The organism is Arthrobacter sp. TWP1-1 (assembly GCF_049897845.1).
Lineage (GTDB): Bacteria > Actinomycetota > Actinomycetes > Actinomycetales > Micrococcaceae > Specibacter.
On sequence record NZ_JAFCXC010000010.1, the window covers coordinates 44,295 to 62,737 of the forward strand.

The 18,443-nt window shown below is 57.7% G+C and carries 16 protein-coding genes; 8 read left to right on the plus strand and 8 right to left on the minus strand.

Going from position 1 to position 18,443, the window contains the following annotated elements:
- The first annotated feature begins 5 nt into the window (after positions 1-5).
- Together brxL and ACP7B9_RS15230 are read left to right on the plus strand one after the other, a co-directional pair.
- Positions 6-2,192: a BREX system Lon protease-like protein BrxL gene (gene brxL, locus ACP7B9_RS15225; protein WP_425864737.1), complete on the plus strand. Its 2,187-nt coding sequence runs from the start codon at positions 6-8 to the stop codon at positions 2,190-2,192.
- A gap of 11 nt (positions 2,193-2,203) precedes the next feature.
- On the plus strand, positions 2,204-3,922 hold the full coding sequence (locus ACP7B9_RS15230; RefSeq protein WP_425864738.1) for an ATP-dependent nuclease: 1,719 nt from the start codon (positions 2,204-2,206) through the stop codon (positions 3,920-3,922).
- A 426-nt stretch (positions 3,923-4,348) separates the two neighbouring features.
- Here the strand turns inward: ACP7B9_RS15230 and ACP7B9_RS15235 are convergent, their stop codons facing one another.
- The 4 genes from ACP7B9_RS15235 to ACP7B9_RS15250 form a co-directional block, all read right to left on the minus strand.
- Positions 4,349-4,873, minus strand: coding sequence for a hypothetical protein (locus ACP7B9_RS15235; RefSeq protein WP_425864740.1), 525 nt, complete (start codon positions 4,871-4,873; stop codon positions 4,349-4,351).
- Between the two features lie 22 nt (positions 4,874-4,895).
- Positions 4,896-8,447 carry a MobF family relaxase gene (mobF, locus tag ACP7B9_RS15240; RefSeq protein ID WP_425864742.1) on the minus strand — a complete coding sequence of 1,184 codons (3,552 nt, stop codon included), beginning with the start codon at positions 8,445-8,447 and terminating at the stop codon, positions 4,896-4,898.
- The gene (locus ACP7B9_RS15245) at positions 8,444-9,001 is read right to left on the minus strand and encodes a hypothetical protein (RefSeq protein WP_425864743.1); all 558 of its coding nucleotides are present in this window, start codon (positions 8,999-9,001) and stop codon (positions 8,444-8,446) included. The genes mobF and ACP7B9_RS15245 overlap by 4 nt, the downstream gene beginning before the upstream one ends.
- A 222-nt stretch (positions 9,002-9,223) precedes the next feature.
- Positions 9,224-9,373 carry a hypothetical protein gene (locus ACP7B9_RS15250; RefSeq protein WP_425864745.1) on the minus strand — a complete coding sequence of 50 codons (150 nt, stop codon included), beginning with the start codon at positions 9,371-9,373 and terminating at the stop codon, positions 9,224-9,226.
- Positions 9,374-9,438: 65 nt separating this feature from the next.
- Between ACP7B9_RS15250 and ACP7B9_RS15255 the strand changes: the two genes are divergently transcribed.
- Positions 9,439-9,711, plus strand: coding sequence for a hypothetical protein (locus ACP7B9_RS15255; protein WP_425864746.1), 273 nt, complete (start codon positions 9,439-9,441; stop codon positions 9,709-9,711).
- A gap of 31 nt (positions 9,712-9,742) precedes the next feature.
- Positions 9,743-10,369, plus strand: coding sequence for a Helicase associated domain protein (locus tag ACP7B9_RS15260; protein ID WP_425864747.1), 627 nt, complete (start codon positions 9,743-9,745; stop codon positions 10,367-10,369).
- A gap of 11 nt (positions 10,370-10,380) precedes the next feature.
- On the opposite strand, the gene ACP7B9_RS15265 is transcribed toward ACP7B9_RS15260, so the two are convergent.
- From ACP7B9_RS15265 to ACP7B9_RS15280, 4 genes are all read right to left on the minus strand, one after another.
- Positions 10,381-11,439: a DUF4192 domain-containing protein gene (locus tag ACP7B9_RS15265; protein WP_425864748.1), complete on the minus strand. Its 1,059-nt coding sequence runs from the start codon at positions 11,437-11,439 to the stop codon at positions 10,381-10,383.
- A 96-nt stretch (positions 11,440-11,535) separates the two neighbouring features.
- Positions 11,536-12,504: a hypothetical protein gene (locus tag ACP7B9_RS15270; protein WP_425864749.1), complete on the minus strand. Its 969-nt coding sequence runs from the start codon at positions 12,502-12,504 to the stop codon at positions 11,536-11,538.
- Entirely contained in the window at positions 12,504-12,980 is a 477-nt protein-coding gene (locus ACP7B9_RS15275) for a hypothetical protein (protein ID WP_425864751.1), read from the minus strand. Before ACP7B9_RS15275 ends, ACP7B9_RS15270 begins: the two co-directional genes overlap by 1 nt.
- A gap of 161 nt (positions 12,981-13,141) precedes the next feature.
- On the minus strand, positions 13,142-13,645 hold the full coding sequence (locus tag ACP7B9_RS15280; protein WP_425864753.1) for a hypothetical protein: 504 nt from the start codon (positions 13,643-13,645) through the stop codon (positions 13,142-13,144).
- Between the two features lie 175 nt (positions 13,646-13,820).
- Here ACP7B9_RS15280 and ACP7B9_RS15285 point away from each other — a divergent pair, with 175 nt between their 5' ends.
- The 4 genes from ACP7B9_RS15285 (at position 13,821) to ACP7B9_RS15300 (ending at position 18,441) form a co-directional block, all read left to right on the plus strand.
- The gene (locus ACP7B9_RS15285) at positions 13,821-14,732 is read left to right on the plus strand and encodes a hypothetical protein (RefSeq protein ID WP_425864755.1); all 912 of its coding nucleotides are present in this window, start codon (positions 13,821-13,823) and stop codon (positions 14,730-14,732) included.
- A 614-nt stretch (positions 14,733-15,346) separates the two neighbouring features.
- Positions 15,347-16,294, plus strand: coding sequence for a hypothetical protein (locus ACP7B9_RS15290; protein ID WP_425864757.1), 948 nt, complete (start codon positions 15,347-15,349; stop codon positions 16,292-16,294).
- 399 nt (positions 16,295-16,693) lie between these two features.
- Positions 16,694-17,803, plus strand: coding sequence for a hypothetical protein (locus tag ACP7B9_RS15295; RefSeq protein WP_425864759.1), 1,110 nt, complete (start codon positions 16,694-16,696; stop codon positions 17,801-17,803).
- An 11-nt stretch (positions 17,804-17,814) separates the two neighbouring features.
- Complete coding sequence (locus tag ACP7B9_RS15300; RefSeq protein WP_425864761.1) at positions 17,815-18,441, plus strand: hypothetical protein; 627 nt, start codon at positions 17,815-17,817, stop codon at positions 18,439-18,441.
- Positions 18,442-18,443 lie beyond the last annotated feature (2 nt).

Consider the following 18,443-nt stretch of genomic DNA (forward strand, 5'->3'; position numbering starts at 1 on the left):
TACGGATGAGCGACGATATCGACCTTTCCCAAGCAATGCCCACTGAGGAGCGTTTCACAGCTGAGGCGCCCGATGAGCGTGCGCAGCCGAGCGAGCTGGATCGCAAGATTAACGAGCACTTCGCCGGGGCGGTGGTTCGCAAGGACCTCGTTAAGGCGGTCAAGGGCAACGCGATCGTTCCGTCGTATGTGTTGGAATACCTTCTTGGCCAGTACGCGGCATCCGACGACGAGGCGACGATTCAAGCGGGCATCGACCGCGTCCGAGACATCCTCGCCCAGCACTATGTGCATCGCAACGAGTCGGAACTGGTCAAGTCAAAAATCAAGGAGCGCGGGCGCTACCGAATCATCGACAAGGTCAGCGTCACACTGAATGAGAAGGACGACGTCTACCAAGCCTCGTTCGCAAACCTCGGGATCAGTAGCGTCGTCGTCGATTCGGCTACCGTCACCGCGCACCAAAAAATGCTCGTCGGCGGGGTCTGGTGCCTGTGCGACGTTGAGTATTTCCATTCCGATGATGCCAAAGTCTCGCCGTGGATCCTCGGATCGCTCAAGCCGATCCAGATGTCGAACTTCGACTATGACGGCTACCTTGCCGCACGGGCAGAGTTCACCACCGACGAGTGGATCGACCTACTGATCCAGTCGATCGGATTCGACCCCGAGATGTTTGGTCGACGTGCGAAGCTGCTGCAGCTGGTTCGCTTGATCCCTTTCGTCGAGCGAAATTACAACCTTGTTGAGCTGGGCCCCAAGGGCACGGGCAAATCGCACATCTACTCGGAGTTCTCACCCCACGGCATGCTCATATCAGGTGGAGAAGTTACCGTACCGAAGCTGTTCGTGAACAACGCGAACGGACGCCTCGGTCTCGTCGGGTACTGGGACGTTGTTGCGTTTGACGAGTTCGCGGGCAAGAAGAAGCGCACCGACAAAGCGCTGGTCGACATCATGAAGAACTATATGGCGAACAAGTCGTTCTCCCGTGGCGTGGAGACGCTCGGTGCCGAGGCATCCATGGTGTTCGTCGGCAACACGTCGCACACAGTTCCATACATGCTCAAGCATTCAGACCTCTTCGATGAATTGCCGGAGAGTTACCACGACCCCGCTTTCCTCGATCGCCTCCACTTCTACATACCGGGTTGGGAAGTTGAGCCGATCCGCAGCGAGATGTTCTCCGACGGCTATGGGTTCGTAGTTGACTATATTGCTGAGGTGCTGAAGTCGATGCGTAACTTGGACTATTCGGACCGCTATCAAAAGTACTTCACTCTCGGATCCGACATTTCGACCCGCGACCGCGACGGCATCCACAAGACCTTCTCGGGGTTGATGAAATTGCTTTACCCACATGAGAAGGCCGGCCCCGATGAGATCGAAGAGATCCTACGCCTCGCGGTTGAAGGTCGCAAGCGGGTCAAAGACCAGATCCTTCGTATGGACAAGACGATGCCAGGCGTAAAGTTCGGATATGCCGACAAAGTTGCTGGCTGGCGCCCTGTCACGACTTTGGAAGAGGACGAGTTCCCCAACTACTACCGGACCCAACAAAGCGAAATAGATGGGGACGCGGCAACTGCGAATGAATTGGCCAGCCTTGCCTCGCCGACAAAGGTCCCTAAAGCGTCGTTGGGTGTACCTGCAGCGGAGAGTTTACGAGAGGGGCATCTCGAATTCCAGGAGAATCAGCGTGGTATCTCCTACGACACACTGCTTTTGCCATATTTGCAAGGGTCGTCCGAGATTTCGATTATTGACCCGTATATCCGGCTCCCACACCAGGGCCGAAACTTAGTGGATCTGCTGGCGTTACTTGCGGTGAAGAAGGAACCTGCAGAAGAGATTTCGGTGACTCTTGTGACAAAAGAGGACACTTCTGACCCGGAACATCGTCAACTACTCATGCTGGACTATATTCAGGGCAGTGCGGCAGCTTTTGGTATCAAATTTAATGTTGCATGGGATGAGACGATTCATGATCGATCGATCCGAGCCGATAACGGATGGAAGATATTGCTTGGACGAGGTCTCGATATTTTCCAGAAGGGCTCCAATAGTCATTATGATCTCAGCTTCCACAAGCAGGAATTCCGTCAAGTAGCTGCCTTTGGCATCACTTATATTCGCGAGATTCGGCATGATAGCGATGGAAGTAGCTCCTCAAATGGTGGGATAAGGGGATAGGAAATATTCAGATGAAAATCAAGTCGATCGAAATAGCAAATTTCAAGGCGATCAAGCGTGCCAAACTAGACCTTCATCCGAATTTCAACGTTTTAGTTGGAACAAACGGGTCGGGTAAAAGCAGTGTATTACAGGCGTTGCACTGGATGTTTCAATCTGGTCGTAATCCGGCTGTGAAACCCAGAGCTGCTGGGGAAGCGTCGACTCTCTCAGAGAGAGATGCCATCTATATGCCCTCGCAGGAGTATAAAAGTGCGGGTCATGGCAGCGACTACGGTAACTTCAAGAATAACCCTCAGCTGGATCTGGTCGTGGTCGCCATTGATGGTAATGGCGCGGAAGTCCAGGCTGATATGTGGCTCAAGTCTGCTCGAAATGAGGGAATTTCTGTCCACGTCCCTACCGGAAACCAGATTGTTGGCCTAATCAGGGATCGAAAGCGCGAAATTAGCGCTTATATCCCTGGGGTGGCCGGGATCCCGCTTGTTGAGGAGAAACGTTCGAAACAGATTGTGCACAGATCTGCTGCAGCAGGCGACGCGAACACGGTACTCCGTAACATGCTGGATCTCCTGCGGAGAGAGACGATAGGCGGGAAAAATGGGCTCGAATTCGTCTCGGAACTTGTGGCGCGAGTCATGGGAGATTTTGCGCTCAAGGTTGAGTTTGACGACGATCTCCATTCTCACGTGATCGCATCTTTTAGGGTAGGCGAGATGGGCTCCTCGGGAGATAAGTCCTTTCGGCCACTTGAACTTGCCGGAATTGGCTACCTCCAGGTGCTTCAGATTTTCTGCTATCTTGTCTATTTTCAGCCACTTCTACTACTGGTTGATGAGCCTGATGCTCACCTCTATCCAATTGCTCAAGAGCGCTTGGTCGAGGTACTAAGCGAAGTCGCTCAAGAGTTTGGTTCCCAAGTTCTCATGACTACACACAGCCCGTCAATCGTTAGGGCCCTCCCCCTTGACTCCAAGGTGATCTGGATGAAGGGCGGGGAGGTCGAGCCGAGTGGGGACGCTAACGCCCGCCAACAGATGGGATGGGGGCTCCTCGATCGCAAGATTATTCTCCTTACTGAGGACTCAAAAACCGGTATGCTCCGCTCGCTGTTGTCTCAATGGCCGGAGCTTGAACGAGTCACCGCTATTTGGCCATTCCATGGAACAGGTAAGCTTCCGCAGGCTGAGGTACTTGACGGGCTTAAAGTCCTTCTAGGTAATGGCATGCGCCTCGTAATACACCGAGATCGTGATTTTTTGATGCCTGAAGAAATTTCAAAGCTAGCTAAGCCTTACGAAGCTCATGGTCATCGAATCTGGGCTACAAGGTATTCGGATATAGAAGCGTACTGGGCGACCCCTGAAGCCATCTCCGCCCATTTTGGGATATCGGTGGGCGAAGCTACTCTATTGCTCGAATCTGCGATCAGGGAAGCCAACAAGGACGAGGAGGCGACAACTAAGAGACGGAACAAGCGGAGGGACGCACTGAACAAGCTGAATGATGATGGAAAGCTCCCGCAATTTGGTGATGTGGAGGTGCTCGAGGAAGTAGCGGCTGAAGGTCCTCAGTTTGGTGTACTCGGAAAATCCATGATTGGCTGCATCAGAGCAGCCGCGAGTAGGTCACGACTTGACAAGATCGCCGGCTTCGGGAACTTCATCCCTGCGGGCTTGACATCATTCATTGCTGATGACTTGCGTGTATTGCTTGAGTCGCTCAAGTAGGAGCTATCATGTTTCGCCTTTTGTGACGATTGCAGGATTCCGCCGAAATGCCCAATTCTTGACATGCTCTATCGATGGAATACTCCGTCACGACATGTTGTAATTAGTGATCGCCTCGGCGATATTGTGCGTGAGAATTCAGTTGGGAACGGTAGGGAGGACCTTCCGCAGCGGATTTCGTCGAGTGAAGTTGACTAAACTTACAGACTCAGTCGACGAGGTTTTTGGACCTCGGGCCTCGGCATGATGCTCTGGTGGTGTTAAGTTTTAGGGCAGAGCTTTTGGTAGCCCAAGGAGGGCCGGGTCGCCGAGGGCGGACAGTCCACGTGTGCTCGAATCTGGCTCCACTTTGGTATGGACTGAGACCACGTGAGCCTTGACCTGATTGACTCCCGTATTCCGTCTATAGGGTTGTTCCCAGCCGAATCAAGGAGTGGCTATCGGCGCTATCGCCAAGCAGGCATGCGATCGGAGGTAGTAAGTTAGTGGCCAAGGTGCGCCAACCTGGATTTGCGTCGGATCAGGCCGGATGAGCAGGACGGAATCTGGCCAGATGGCAAAGGTTCCGTTCTCGATCCAGGCTGGTTGAACGTAACCAAATTTGTTCCAGCGGATGGTTGCCCAAGAACCAGTTGGTTGGATTTCTTCGAAACTGAGGACGGTGATTTCGGCCGTAGCTTCATGTTCACCTTTGATCCGGGCCAAGTATTCCCACTGCCTGTCGGAGAACTGCTGCCATTGTCGCCTTTGCTGAACCCGTAATGACCAGCGCCAAGCGATGACCCCTGCGGCGACGGCAGTGACGGCCAGCATGATCCACACACTGGTTGGAGGTGGCCATGTGAGAGCAACTGTGGCGAATAGGCAAAGCAGAACAACTCCAGTAATGACAGTCATCGCGATGAGGAACCCACCGCTGAGTTGTGGCCGGATCATTGGGTTGGTGTCCATCGTGCCCTCCTCTGACTTCATTCTAAATTTCCCATCCGACATTGGTAAGGGCAGCGGCGATATGAACCGTCTTGATTTCCGCTCCATTGCTGGTGGCTGTTGTGCTCTGCAGGTGAGCAAGTTCAGCTTCGAGTTGTCCTCGGTCGTTGGCGCGTTCCCATTCGTAGTCGGCAGGAGGCTGTCCCAACGGTTCCGGGTCCTCCTTGATAAGCCAGCGGTCCCGGTATATGGCAATACGTTCAACCAGCGTGTTTCGATCAATCGCCGTGATGCCGTCGGGAAGCGAATCTGCCAGCTCCCTTGTCCACGTGGCGGTACCAGACAGGGCCAGCACTTTCAGCTCGTCAACCCGGAGTGCAGCGAGACTGCGGACTTGGGCAATCATGTCTGCCAGATCTGCCCTGCTACTGTTGATGTCCTCCTGCAACAAGTCACCTGTGCCAGACGACTTGCCGCCACCGATGAGGCGGAGCCGTGAATGCAGGATGGCCATGACGTCCTTGGCGTCGCCCGGGCGCCGAATGGCGTGTTTCAACGTCGCAGCGGCCGCAAGTGGCTCATGCGCCGAGGCGCGTCTCCACGCCGCGACACCGGCACCCCACGAGAGCGAGCACTCCAGACTGCTCGCAATACCCGGTCGGACACCTTCGACGGCGGCACGCAAGTCATCTGCCGCGGCAATCTGCGCGAGATAGTCGTACTCAGCTGCGAGGTGGTGAAGAGAATGAAGGTTCCTTTGTTCCTCTTCATAGACTTCGTGAGCTGTCCGCTCGGCCCCCTGAGCGGCCAAGACCTCACCCATGATTTCCAACCAGGACGATTCAGGCACCTCGCGCAGCTCATCGTCGTGGGCCGGACTGGATTCGCAGACGTAGGCGGTGTTGCTGTCCCGCCCGCGCGTCATGCCAACATAGAACAGTTCGCGCGTCAGACATCCCTGGGTCAGCAGCGTGTGACCGGTGTCGACGGTGACGCCTTGGGAACGATGCGCAGTCGTCGCATATCCAAGCTCAGTTGCCTCAGCGAGGTATTCGCTGCTCAACCGGATCCCCTTTCCGGTGTCGAGCCGCCGGCCCATCACCGAACCATCGTTGCCGGGCTTAGCCGTGATTTTGATGAGGGTGCCATTGCGGACGAAGTCACCGGATTCATCGGTCAAACGTCGATCGTTCTTGCGGGCAATGATGGTGTCACCCCGGCCAGCACTGAGCCCGTCACTGAGTAGCACCGTCCGCACGGCATCAACAGCGCCCTGGTCCACCAGCTCTGCATGGGCCCGTTCATTGAGAACAGTGACCGTCTCATTGTCCGGCGCAATGAGAATGGACGAGACCCCGGCACGAATGTCCGAGGCCCACCGCTCATAAGCCTGATCCACCATCGCGGTGTACTCACCATGGCGAAAACGCCCATGCAACGCGTACTCACGGATCGCCGCGAAGTCACCCACCCGCAGCAGGAGCGACGCCGGCCCCTCCCACCCATGACTGAACCGCTGCACACTGGTCAATTGAACAGCCTTGCCCTGACGATCCAACCACCCCAGGATCCCACCAGCATCGATCGCATCCAACTGCGCAGGATCACCCACCAGCACGATCTTGGCACCAGCATCACGTGCCTGATGGACCAGCGCCGCCAACTGCACGGTCGAAACCATCGACGCCTCATCAACAATCACCAACTGATTGCGCCGAAAACTCCACTGCTCCTGCCGCAGAACCAAAGCAGCCATCCGCTGCGCCGTCCTGACCCGCTGCCACCACAATTGCGAACCACCAGCCTCCAAATCCCGAAACTGCTCCGCCCGATGCGCAGCACCCTGGCCCACCGTCTCATACAACCACTTCGCCACATTCTCAGCCGCCAAACCCAGCTTCCGACCCAGCACCTCCGCGCTCGCAGCTGCCGGCGCAAGTCCGACGACGCTGTCCGCACCGTACGCTTTCTCCCAGCCGTCGCGGATGGCGGCCATGGTGGTGGTCTTGCCTGACCCTGCCGGACCGACGACGGCGTCCAGGAACCTGCCGCTGGAAAGCACCTCGTGCGCTGCCGCGCTTTGGTCCGGCGCAAGCGTCAACTGGCCGAGTTCTTTGCTGTCTTGGGTGAGGAATATGTTGGTGAGGTGGGGCGCGATGGCGGGTCCGCCGTCGTCGTTCAGGGTGTCCATGACCAGCTGCTCATTAGTGAGGATGCCGGCGTCTGTGTACAGGCGGGCGCCGTGGAACTCGAAGACGGCGTGGCCGGCGAAGGCGATGTCATTGCCGGCATTGAGCGGGACCTTGTAGCGGTAGGCGTTGAGCGCGACGCACTGGGACTCGGCGGCGGTGGTGACGGCGTCGATCATGTGGCGGCGGTCGGCGGGGGAGGCGCACCGAATCTCGGCGCAGATGCGTTCTGCCTCGGCCAGAAGGTTCCAGCGGTTCCATGTGGCGCGGCGATGCGCCACTGCCTGCCGCGCCGCGGCGGCAGCTGCGGTAATCCACGGTTCGGTGAGGTCGGCGGCGGTGACGGGGCGTTCGTGGGAGCGGTCGATGATGTGGCGAATGACCTGGGCGGGCTCAAAGCCGAGCCGCTGGGCTCGGGACTGCCAGCCTGTGGCAAGATCGTTGAGCGGCAGGGGGTCCTTGTCCTTGGACTGTCTGGTGGACAGCGTGGCCTGCTGGCGCAGCTTGACGATCACGGTGGTGGAGGGCTCCCTGCCGTGTTCCTGCGTCCAGATATTGATGAGCCGGTCCTTCTCCTCATCGATGCGCCGGGACCGGTTGGAGAACTCGTGAATGAGGGAGTCATCCACGCCTATGAGTTCGTGGCGCGGATTGCGCACGCGGTTAGTGGGCGGACGAAAGCCCGGCACTGCTCCCAGCCTTTCCTGCAGACGGTCAAAGAGTAGGCCGTTGTAGTGTTCGCTGGCCGCCACAGTGGCCTTGTAGAGGGTTCTCGAATCCAGGGTGGACCAGACGCCGTCGGTTGCGCGTTGCACCCGGTTGGCGATGACAACGTGCGTGTGGAGTTGGGGATCGCGGGCGCGGGACTCCCAGTGGTCGAAGGCGGCGGCGACTGCGCCCTTTGTGGCAACGTGGGCGACACCACCACGACCGGTCCGTGTGTGGATGGCAGATTCCTCGAGCCATCCGAGGACCTCGTTGACGGCGTCGTGGTGGGCTGCGAGGACCTGCTGTTGGACTTCTCGTGTGGCCAGCGCCCACAAGACGGAAACGGATTTTGGGACGCTGAAGGTCAGGTCGAATCCAGCAACGGCGACGCGCTGGATTTCCTCGCCGTTGCGGTGGGCGATGGTGGTTTCGCCGTGGTGACGGCCCAGCGGTTGGTGAGTGTCAGGGTGGTCGGCGTCGGTAAATACGCTGCTGGCGTCGTCATTGGTGACGGGGTCCATCCTTTCGCGGCCTATTCCAGCCAGGCCTCTGCCGAGCCAGCGACCTGGGGGAGTGCCGGCCTTCATGTAGTAGCCGGTGGCATCGCCTGAGGTGAGGGGGACGTCGTCGTGCATGGTGGTCTTCAACAGATACTTGACGCCACTATTCGCCGTCAGGCGGGCGATGGAGACGGTCATCGGGAGTCGGCCGGGATTTTCGTGTTCCAGCCGCGACGGCGGAAGACCTCGGCGGTGGGACGGTCGAGGGGGATGCCGAGATGGTCGGTGAGCTGGAGCATGCCAACGGCGATCTGCATCAGATCCTGTTGGTCAGCGCGCCTGTCCTTCAGGATTCGCGAGACCTCCAGCTTCAGCTCGACGCATTCGGCCTTGGCTTCTGCGAGTTGGCCGGACTGGTCAAAGTACTTGGTGGCTAACTGCTGCAGCTGGGCCCGTTGATGGTCGATGACTCTTTCCCTGTCCAGGATGGTCTCCTGGGACTTGGACAGGACCACGGACGTTCCAGATTGCAGGCTGCGCCTGTAGTTCTTCTCCGCGTTGAGCAGGCGTGCGTTCCCGCTGGCGCGTTCAATTGAGACAAGCGTTTGGGTAGTCGATCGTTCCGTGGCACGTTCCGTGTCTCGGTGACGGCGTTGTCGGGAGCGTCCCGAGCACCTGGCCGAGCAGTACAGCTGGGTGGGCCGCTGTGGTTCAAACTGGGTTTGGCATTCGAGGCACATTTGCGTTGACATACAGATTCATGGCCGCTGGGGCCGTGGTCACCATGACTGCCCGTGACACTTTCTGTCACGGGCAGGTCCTTGGATGCCAGACGTGTGAAGTTCCTTGGCCGGGGTCATTCGGGCGGGGCGCGCGGACAAGATGGTCGGCAAGGGAACGCGCTATGCAGGATCGGTGGCGTTGGTGGAGCAATGCCCATCTATCTCGATCGAAAGTGGGCTCGGGCGGCGGGACTATCGCTGTGGAAGAACGCTCAGTAGACGGACACCTTCCGGCAGCATGCGGCGCAGCTGTTCGAAGCCGGAAGTGTAGTCCTGGCATTCGACGGTTGTGGTCTCGAGCTCACCGGTCTCGATGGTCTCCAAGGTTGCTGTGATGATCATGATCTAAGGATAGGCCAGCCTTCGGACACTGTATCTATGTCAGAACCTTCGTGCATACTTTTCTCGTGAATAAGTTCGATCCTGAAAACAATGCAATCCTCATGGCCATCATCGACGCCGAGGAAAGACACCCCAAGCCAACGGATGGGCCAACTCACCGTTTCTCGGTCTGGAACACCCCACTCGTGAAAGTAAACGAGATGTATGGATGCGCCTACGCATGGACCAGGTCATACGGACTGATTGGCTGGCGAGACGACGCTGGCAAGCAACACTTTGAATGGTTCCCGGCCGGACTGATCAATCGGGTGGAGCGCAGCGACTGGCACGGCCGCTGACAAAGCCCGTCTTGTACTTTAGGGTGGGTCCATGTCGCCACAGTCGTTTTCACTTCACCCGGCGTGGGATCGAATGTACACGTCCGGGATGACCGTTCAGGAGATCGCGGACTTTACCGGCCGAGCCCGTTCCACCGTCCACCGTCACCTGCAAGTCCGTGAGGATGCGGGCGCGAGACTGCGTGCCGTCCATGAAGCCGCACGATTGGCCCGCGGTCCAGACTGGCCGACCACACGTTGGCAGCATTGCTACAAAGCGGCCCAGGAATTCTACAAGTTGAACGGCAGACTCCCGATCGACGACGACGTGGCAGCCGAACATAAACTCGTCGCTTGGCTCGACTCCCAGCGCGCTACGCACCGCAGCGGAGCCTTGTCCGCCATCAAGGTCACTCTCATGGACATGATTCCGGGCTGGGAGGGGACGGCACCCCAGACGATTCTTGACGACCGATGGCGGCAACGTCTCGAGGAGTTGGTGGCCTTCGTGGCTGAGACAGGGCGCATGCCTCGTTACAAACGGCACAGCAGCGAGCATGAGCATGCCCTAGGCGTGTGGATTCATACGCAACACCAGCGACGTGCAGAGTGCCGCCTGCTGGACTGGCGACTCGCTGCGCTCGATGCCGCAGTGCCAGGCTGGCACAGCTCCATGTAAGGGTAGGGCATCTATCCCATTCCGATGCCACCAATTTCGGGGCCGCGGATGTGCGGTGGTTGGTAGGCAGTTTGTCGGTCGGTGGCCCAGTCGGAGAGGATGCCGTCGCGGACGAGGAAGTCGGTGAGTTGTGCCAGGCGGTATTCGGGGTCTGCCTCTAGGGCTCGTTGGAAGCATGCGTGGGCTTTGCTGCTGTGACCTTCCCACCACTGGATGACACCCAGGCTGGTGAGTACGGGGGCGGCGTCGGTGCCGTCTGTGCGCATGTAGAGCTGGAACAGGAGCTCGGAGGCGCGGTCGACACGGTTCCAGTGCGGGCTCTGTTTGGTTTGACCTAAAAGGATGTCGCGCATGCTGTCCTCGATACCGGGAATGTCGGCCAGCAGCCGGTCTCGGACGCTGATGAATTTGAGGTTGGCGATGAGTTCCGCGGCTTGGTCGTCGGTGGGTTCGTTGCCGCCGTCGAGCATGGTGTTCCAGAGGATTCTGGCTCGGGTGATGGCGGCTTCCGGGTTCATGGCTTCGATGCGGAAACAGTGTCTGAGGATTTCGTTGTTGAGGTCGGCGCGGGCTATGACGGGGATATGGAATCCCGGGGAGGCCTCGATGCTGGATCCGCGGAAGACGAGTTCTGCGTTGAGTTCGCTGGAGAGGATTCGATCCAGTGGTTGGCTGGTGGCTGCGTCGGTGCCCATGCGGAGGTAGCTGGTGAAGGATGTGTCACCAATGAGCCAGCCATCGCGAACGATGATGCCCTTTTGACTGAGTCTGCCTGTGAGCTCTTCCATGACATTCTCGTGTGGGCGGAGCTCATTGGGGGACCAGGACGCATGGGTAAAGATTCCGAACACGACGCCGGTCGCTTCCGTGTCTGTGGTGACGTAGTGAACTACTTTATCTACCAAGTACGCGGTGTCGGCGCCAGGGACGGGAAGATCGACCCGGAGTGTGGTGCCGATGCGGCGCTCATTCAGGGTGACGCAGACCAGGCTTTCCTGGGGCCAGAATCCCAGGCTGTGTCCCATGAGGGCGATGACGTCGTCTGGGGTTTTGATGCTGAGCTTTTCCATGATGCCTCCGCATGCGGGTACTGCTGGCTGATGCCGGCTACACGTGTTCATGGTTGGCGAGGGCGAAAAGTCCATGACCGTACTCGGGTGGTTGCTTTAGCGTCCTTGGAGAAGCTGCTCGGCTTGGTTGACGAGGATGCGGTCGCGGGGGAGGAGTGTCATGCCGCGTAGTTGGCAGTCGCGGATCTCAATGACGCGGCGGTGAAGGTGCGCAAGGGTGTGCCCGGCGACAGGGTCTAGGAGTGGTGTCCAGCGGTTGCGGAGGAGGTATTTTCGTTCGGTACTGCTGCGACGCCAGACCGGGGTTAGCAGCACCATCAGCCAGCGGGAACGGATGCTGCGCCGTAGCTTGTGTGTGGATTCGCGGAAGCGGGGCAGCATTAGGCCGATGCTGACCAGGAGCACTGCCATGGTTTCCAGAATCGGAAAGGACCAGTTGAGTCCGCTGACGAATGGGCTGGCGTGGGTGGGGGATTCCTCGATGAGCCCCAGTACCAGCCGGTTCGTCAGTGCCAGGGCCATCAGGATGCAACCGGCCGCGAAACAACTAACCCCGGACTTGAAGGATGCGCCCCGCATTTTTGGCAAGAACCGTAGGCAGTTCTGAGCGACGTCGGCGCAGACCCAGATGATGAACGCCGATCCCACCCAGAGGAAGAGTTGCATCCCTGGCTGGTTCCCGTAGGCAATGGGTAGGTTCTGGTTGGTCTCCGCCACTTGGCTAGTTGAGAAGCCGACGACGACGCACGTGCTGGCCACAGCGGAACCCAGCCGTCCGCGCAGGAGGTGGTGGCGCCGTCGTGCTTGGTCGGTGAAGACGGCAAGGATCGTGGCGGTGTGGAATTGCCAGAAGCCAGCGATGATCGTCAAGACCAAGATGAGTCCGACGCGGTTGTGTCCACCGAGGAGGGGATCTACCGCGTTGTAGACGGCGGGGATAAAAAGGGTGCAGGCGACGGCGGCGAAGAATGTGGCGCGCAGGACGGAGGCCCGTTCTTTATCTGTGGCCGTGGGAATCCTGATGAGGGTGAGCAGCCACAACATTGCGGCCGGCACGTAGTCCATTAGCCAAAGACCTTGTTGAATCCCGACGGATCATCGGGCGGGGTTTGCTGGTGGGCATGGATTCGGGCGGTCAGGAGGTCGGCCAAGTATTCTGCGGTGGCTTCGGCTTCGTCGTCGAAACTGGTGCGTCCGAGGACTTTCAGCGGGGTTTCTGGGAATCCTGGGAGGCGTGCAAGTTCCAGGGATGTGGCGGTGAGCTGGTGGTTCAGGATCATGTGGGAGAACTCGTGGAGGATGATTTGTTGCCCTTGCCAGGCTGAACGTGGAGGAGCGTGCACGACGACGTCAAAATCCTTGTAGGAAACGTACATTCCGCAGAGGTCGTTGCCACGCAAGGTGGGTAGTTCCACGATGGTGATGGGCCGGCCGGTTTTGGCTTCGAGCCAGGACTGGATGCTGTTCAGGTTGGTGTGGGCGCCGAGTTGAAGTCCCTTGTTGGCTTCTTTGGCGTCGTGGCGGCTCTTCCGGTCGCTCACGGCCGGACCTTGATATTGGCGGTGTACTTTCTTTTCGGTTGCTGGAGGACGTGCATGTGGGGATCCCCTCGACCTATTTCAGAGACTGTGTCGATTCGCTGTGTACTTCATGCTAAATCCGCCAACCGAGGACTGAACAGGGGCGAGCTCAATTTTGCTTGCTATTTGCTGTTGCTCTGCCGCGCCAGGTAGTTTCTCAGGCCGGTTTCTCCTTGGCGCATTAGCGCAGCATGGGCGTAGGTGAAGGCTGGTCTTGCAATAGGGCTGAGGAATGTCATCCATCGGCTCGTGGGTCGTACCCGCCATTCGATGTCCATTTGGGTTTGGCCGTCGTTGTTTGTTGAGAGGATTACGCGGCCGTTTCCTGCGAGGTCTCCTCCGGCGTCGAAGACGACTTCACGGGGGCTGTCGACGACGGTCGGATGGTAGGACACCGACAGCGTGTATCCGAGTGAAGCCTTGAAATTCAGGGTGGCCGTGGTGGCAAGGAGTACGTCACTATCTGTTGGGCCCGTAACCGGTGTCCGTTCCAATGGTTTTGCCAGTGTGCAGCCCGGCCACCAATCCGGCCATGCCATGTTCGGGTCAGCAATGACGTCCCAAACCTCTTGCTGACTGTTAGAGAATGTCCAGGAGGAAGAGAGGTCGTATAGGCGAGCTGTCATGAGCATATTGTTGCACGGCGAATGTGATGCGACGTCTTTATGCTAATCCTTGTCAACAGGCACCGGAGCAGACTCGGCTGGGTTGGTCACGTACATGCTACATATAGGGCAAGATTGATTTGTGCCCTCACCCGTCAAACAAATACGAAGCGTCACGATATATTGGTTGATCCCGGTGTCCGTCATCTCAGCAGCCATCGGCGCCTATCTCGCGGTCACTCTGGCTACCTCGAACTTGGCCGCGTGGGGGCAATGGTTACGGGACTTTGCCCAGAGTCCAGGCGCCGCGGCATTCGCAGCGCTGATCGCGGCGGTTATCGCATTCAACGGCATCTCCAGACAAGTCTCGGTCTCGCGGGAGTCACTCGCTCACCAGATGCAAGCCTCAACGGCCGACGCGTGGTGGACTATGTTCGAGTGGGCATCCGAACGAGCAATCCCTTCTCGTCCTGGAGACCAGCCGCTACCGACAAGCGTTATAGTCCGAACCCTTCAGCGGCTTGCTGACGACGCAACGTCAGAGGTTCAAGAAGCAGCATGCGCTGGTGTCATCGACGTCCTGACCAAGAATATTGACTCTGCAATGTCCGAACCACACCAGGGCGATGCCGATGGGGCATCGTCAGAACGTGATGAATCAGCCATCGCAGCCCTCGCGTCCTACGTAGATTCAAGTCGAGGAACACCCGCTGCTTCTGCCATCGCGGAAGCGCTGGTCTACAAGAACAATGTAATTAAGTCGCTTATCTCGCTGGCATGGGATGACCCCACAATTAAGGTGTTTCCTAAACCGTCTTTGGCCTCCGATGCAGGCTTCGACGCAATTGCTGAGGTCAATGGCCACCGAGTCGTCATCGAAATCAAAGCTCATCGCGGTGCAGAACGACTGAGCAAAACGGCGTCTCAAACCATCAGTCGACTTCGCGTAGAGGGCGCCGAAGCCGATGGATATTTACTCATTACTCCGTTCCCGTCGCCGCTGGCTCCAGGACAGGAGAGTGAGTTGCGAGCCGTCGCGACTCAATGGTCCAAACCTGAAGACACGGCTTCTCTCTTAGAGGCACTTCGGCGCGCGAGCCCTCTGTAACGTGGGATGTCAGCTATTGACATGGCCACGGAACGACCTGCTAGGTCCACCGTCGCTCTCACAGTATGGTGAATTCAGATGTACGCGACCGCACCAGTCGTCGGATTGAAAAGCCTGAAGTGGGTAGCCCTAACCTGCTAACCCGCGGTTTCTTGTCAAGGGATGTGACAGCGAGATGTACCGTTCTCACCGAAATCATTAAATTGGTTCTGGTTCGGGTCCGGCCACTTCTGGGGAACTCTATGGTTAGGCTAACCTAGTGGTACTAAGTTCTCTTTGTCATATTACGGAGGGAAATGAACTCCCGTTGACATGGTGTTCTCCTACACTGAGATATGACTTTGGAGATGTTGACACTCGGACGATCCCTCGCAGGGCTGCTTGTGGACGGTGTAGATTCAACCCTTTGGACGGGGGCGACGCTCAAGTTGGAGGCACCGCATGGCGTTGTTGTGGAAGTACCATAAGTCCATCGGGGTGATTCCGAGCAGTTCGCTCACGTAGATGAGTGGTTTGAGACCCAGTCCCCACCTCAGAATTTATTCTTAGAAACACCGGAGGGAACTGTCGGCCTCTATGGCATCCATTGGCGGGGACACATCGTCGGGTCTGGTGTGTCATTGGGGAAGCTTGCACCCAGAGAAACGTTGCTCGGCAGATGCGAGGCGCCTCTTGGCGATCCTTTGGTCGTTAGTGAGGTTCATAGCCGCATAGACGGTCTGCGAGAGTGGACACAGATGAAATCCATCGAGTTCACTCCTGAAACGGACGAACAAGGACTGGCTAACGGGCTGACTGTCAACGTACGTTCTCTAGAAGGGGAAACGTGGGAGCAAGGTGATGCCTCGGTGCAGTTCAGGTCGGACTGGCGGACTTCACGCCCGGATGACATTGGAGAGACTGGGCTAAATATCGCAGACGGCACGGTGTTGGTCACGAAGTTCACCACGCCGCGACCGTTTATGGACCACCTAGCCGAACAACGAAAAGTAGTGAACCTCCTCACGCTCGTTTCCGGGCAGCCAGTTCACTTTCGGCAACACAAAGTCTCTGCAGAGTCCATAGTCGATCGTTCAGCAGGCGGGACCATCTTGTCGCACCCGAGGGTCCAACTCATCAGCGCAGACACTGTCAGAGGCTACAGTCAGCCGATGCTGAGTAAAGACGATTTGAACCGTTTCCTTGCCCATCTCCCAGAGGTCGGCGCTGCCGGAATGATGCGGTGGGCCGGCCAACACGATCGATGGAAGCGGTATATCTTGCCTGCGGTCGGGGTCCTCCGCCGCAAAGGGGCGTATGCCGAAGACGTGATTATCTCCATGTCCATGAGTATCGAAGCGGCAGGCCAGATCATCGGTGAACGCGACGGCGAGGAGGCAACGCACAATCGCGAACGACCCACTACTGCTACATACGTCTACCGGTGCCTAAACGTCCTCGGTGTTAAATGGGGGATGTGGTTGAGACCGATGTCGCCCTTGCCCGAGCTATCGCCAAGGCCTACAACGACATCAAGCATTTCGATCGGGGAGAATTCCCAGAACCTGATGTCTCTCACCTAATCAGCGTCATCGCACGGTATATCGTTCGACTACTAGCACTTCACATTATCGACGGCACAGGCGCACTGCTCGTCCCATTCCGGGAGGAACGAGCACTGTGGCGTGTTCAGCGCTATCACGAGACGTACGGACTCTCATTCTCTGAGGACGGGACCACTTTGCGAACGGCATCAGTAATCGGCGCCGGGGACTAAGCGCTTTCCCTCAGGCAGAACAAGGAGCCCTCGTTGCCCTCGATTTCAGAGAGACGAACCAGGGGTTCTGTAGCAACCGGCGTATTACGGGGTCAGTGCATTCCTGGAAATGGCGCTAAGGTATGGTGTTGTTCATGCGTGTGCGAATGAGTTGTCGACGATACCGGGGGACGTGGCTTCCATCTTGCCGTGTAACGGACTGGCGATGACTCGGCAGCTTCCAGAGCCGCCGCAGCTGTTTGCTCGCTTCGATTCCGACAACAACTCCGACGGCGCCGCACGGGAGCGTTTCGAACAGTTTGTTACAGACCTGATTGCGGTGCAGTGGGTTGACGCAACAACTGTCGCGGCCAAGAATCACAATGACTGGGGAATCGACACTTTCGTTGGTGATCTTGGCGGTGGGGGCGTCCAAGTGTGGCAGTCTAAGTATGTTCTGGAATGGCAGGGCAAGTCCCCACAGAGTCAAGTTCGAAAGTCGTTTGATTCGGCGGCTACAAAGGCGAAAGAGAAAAAGTATCGAATCGTAGAGTGGACGCTTGTAGTGCCGGCGATCCTTCATCCGGAACAGATGAGGTGGTTTCAAGGCTGGGCCCAGCGCACCCAACGGGCTACCAAAACTAGGATCAAGATATGGCAAGGTGACATGCTGCGCCGGCGTTTGATGAGCAGCGAGGCTTTCGACGTGCGCCGTGAGTACTTCCCGCACACGATCGCATCGATGCTCAGCCAGACGATCTCGGCTCCAGATGTCGCACTCACGGAAAACTATTCGTTATTTGAAGACGCCCTATTCGTCCGGCAACTTCAAGCAGCCGGTTATTCCGAGACCAGTGCAGCATGCGGCATGTACTTTGCCACTGAGGCGTTGCGGCGCGATCTTGAGGCCAAAGAGTCGGTCTCAGAATTGCGGGCGTTGCGGACCATTCAGTTGGACGTCCATGGTATTTGGGAGATGCGTTTCAATGAGCAGGCGCCTGCCGCCTCAACTGATGGCAAGATGACAGCTTTGTACAGCACTGTAATCACTGAAGCTGCCGTCGTTCCGGATACGGCTGGTCTGGTCCTTCAACGAGCACACAAACAAGGTGCGGTGCACATGCTCGTTGAACAACAAAAGGCTGGTTGGGTCAAAGACTGGCGAATGGTAGCCGCGGATCACGCCGCCAATCGAGTGGAAGCCGACGCACCAATGCAGCCTAGCTCCAATGAGACTAAAGCAAGTCTGGGGGCAAGCAGAGTCGACAACTCCGAATTACTTGGTCCGAACAGGCTGCCATCTGAACCAACTGACTGCTTGGCAACGACCGAGTGAAAGAACACAAGATGACCGAGACAACTTCGCCACCGCCCGCAACTGGTGAGGAATTCGTTCCGGAAAGCAGCCGCACATTCCGTATGGCCCGGATGCTTCTATTGCTATCGACCGCGCGACGCCAAGGTCGTAGCATCGAGTCTCTCGACAGGCTTGCCTACTATGAGTTCTTCGCTGACAATCCATGGGTCGTGGTCGCCGGCGGCTCCGCCGCTGACGTTGCCGATCGGGATACGTTGCGGCTTGCGGGATTCTCTCGGACCCAGTTGTCCTATGCATCTACAGGGCAGCGATTTGTGTCTCGACGGCAGCGGATCCGAGGTGACTTCGCACAGCTTTCGGCGTACGGCCTCGCTGAGCTCGCTGGTCGCCGATTCGCCATTACCGACCGCGGTGAAAAAATCTGCGATGAACTCCAGTCTTCATATGCTGACGGGTATCGCGCATCCGCAGATGTCGTGCTTCGTAGGCTCGTCCGGCTACCAAACCGGGCGCTCGAGGGCCAGGTTGAAAAGTGGCTCGGACATTCTTGGCTGTTGTTGGATCTTCTGGATGACGTTCGCGATGCTGACGTTCCTGCGCTGCCCGTAGTAGACGAGGCGACAAAGGCCAAAACAAGACTTACGGAAGAGGACTAGAC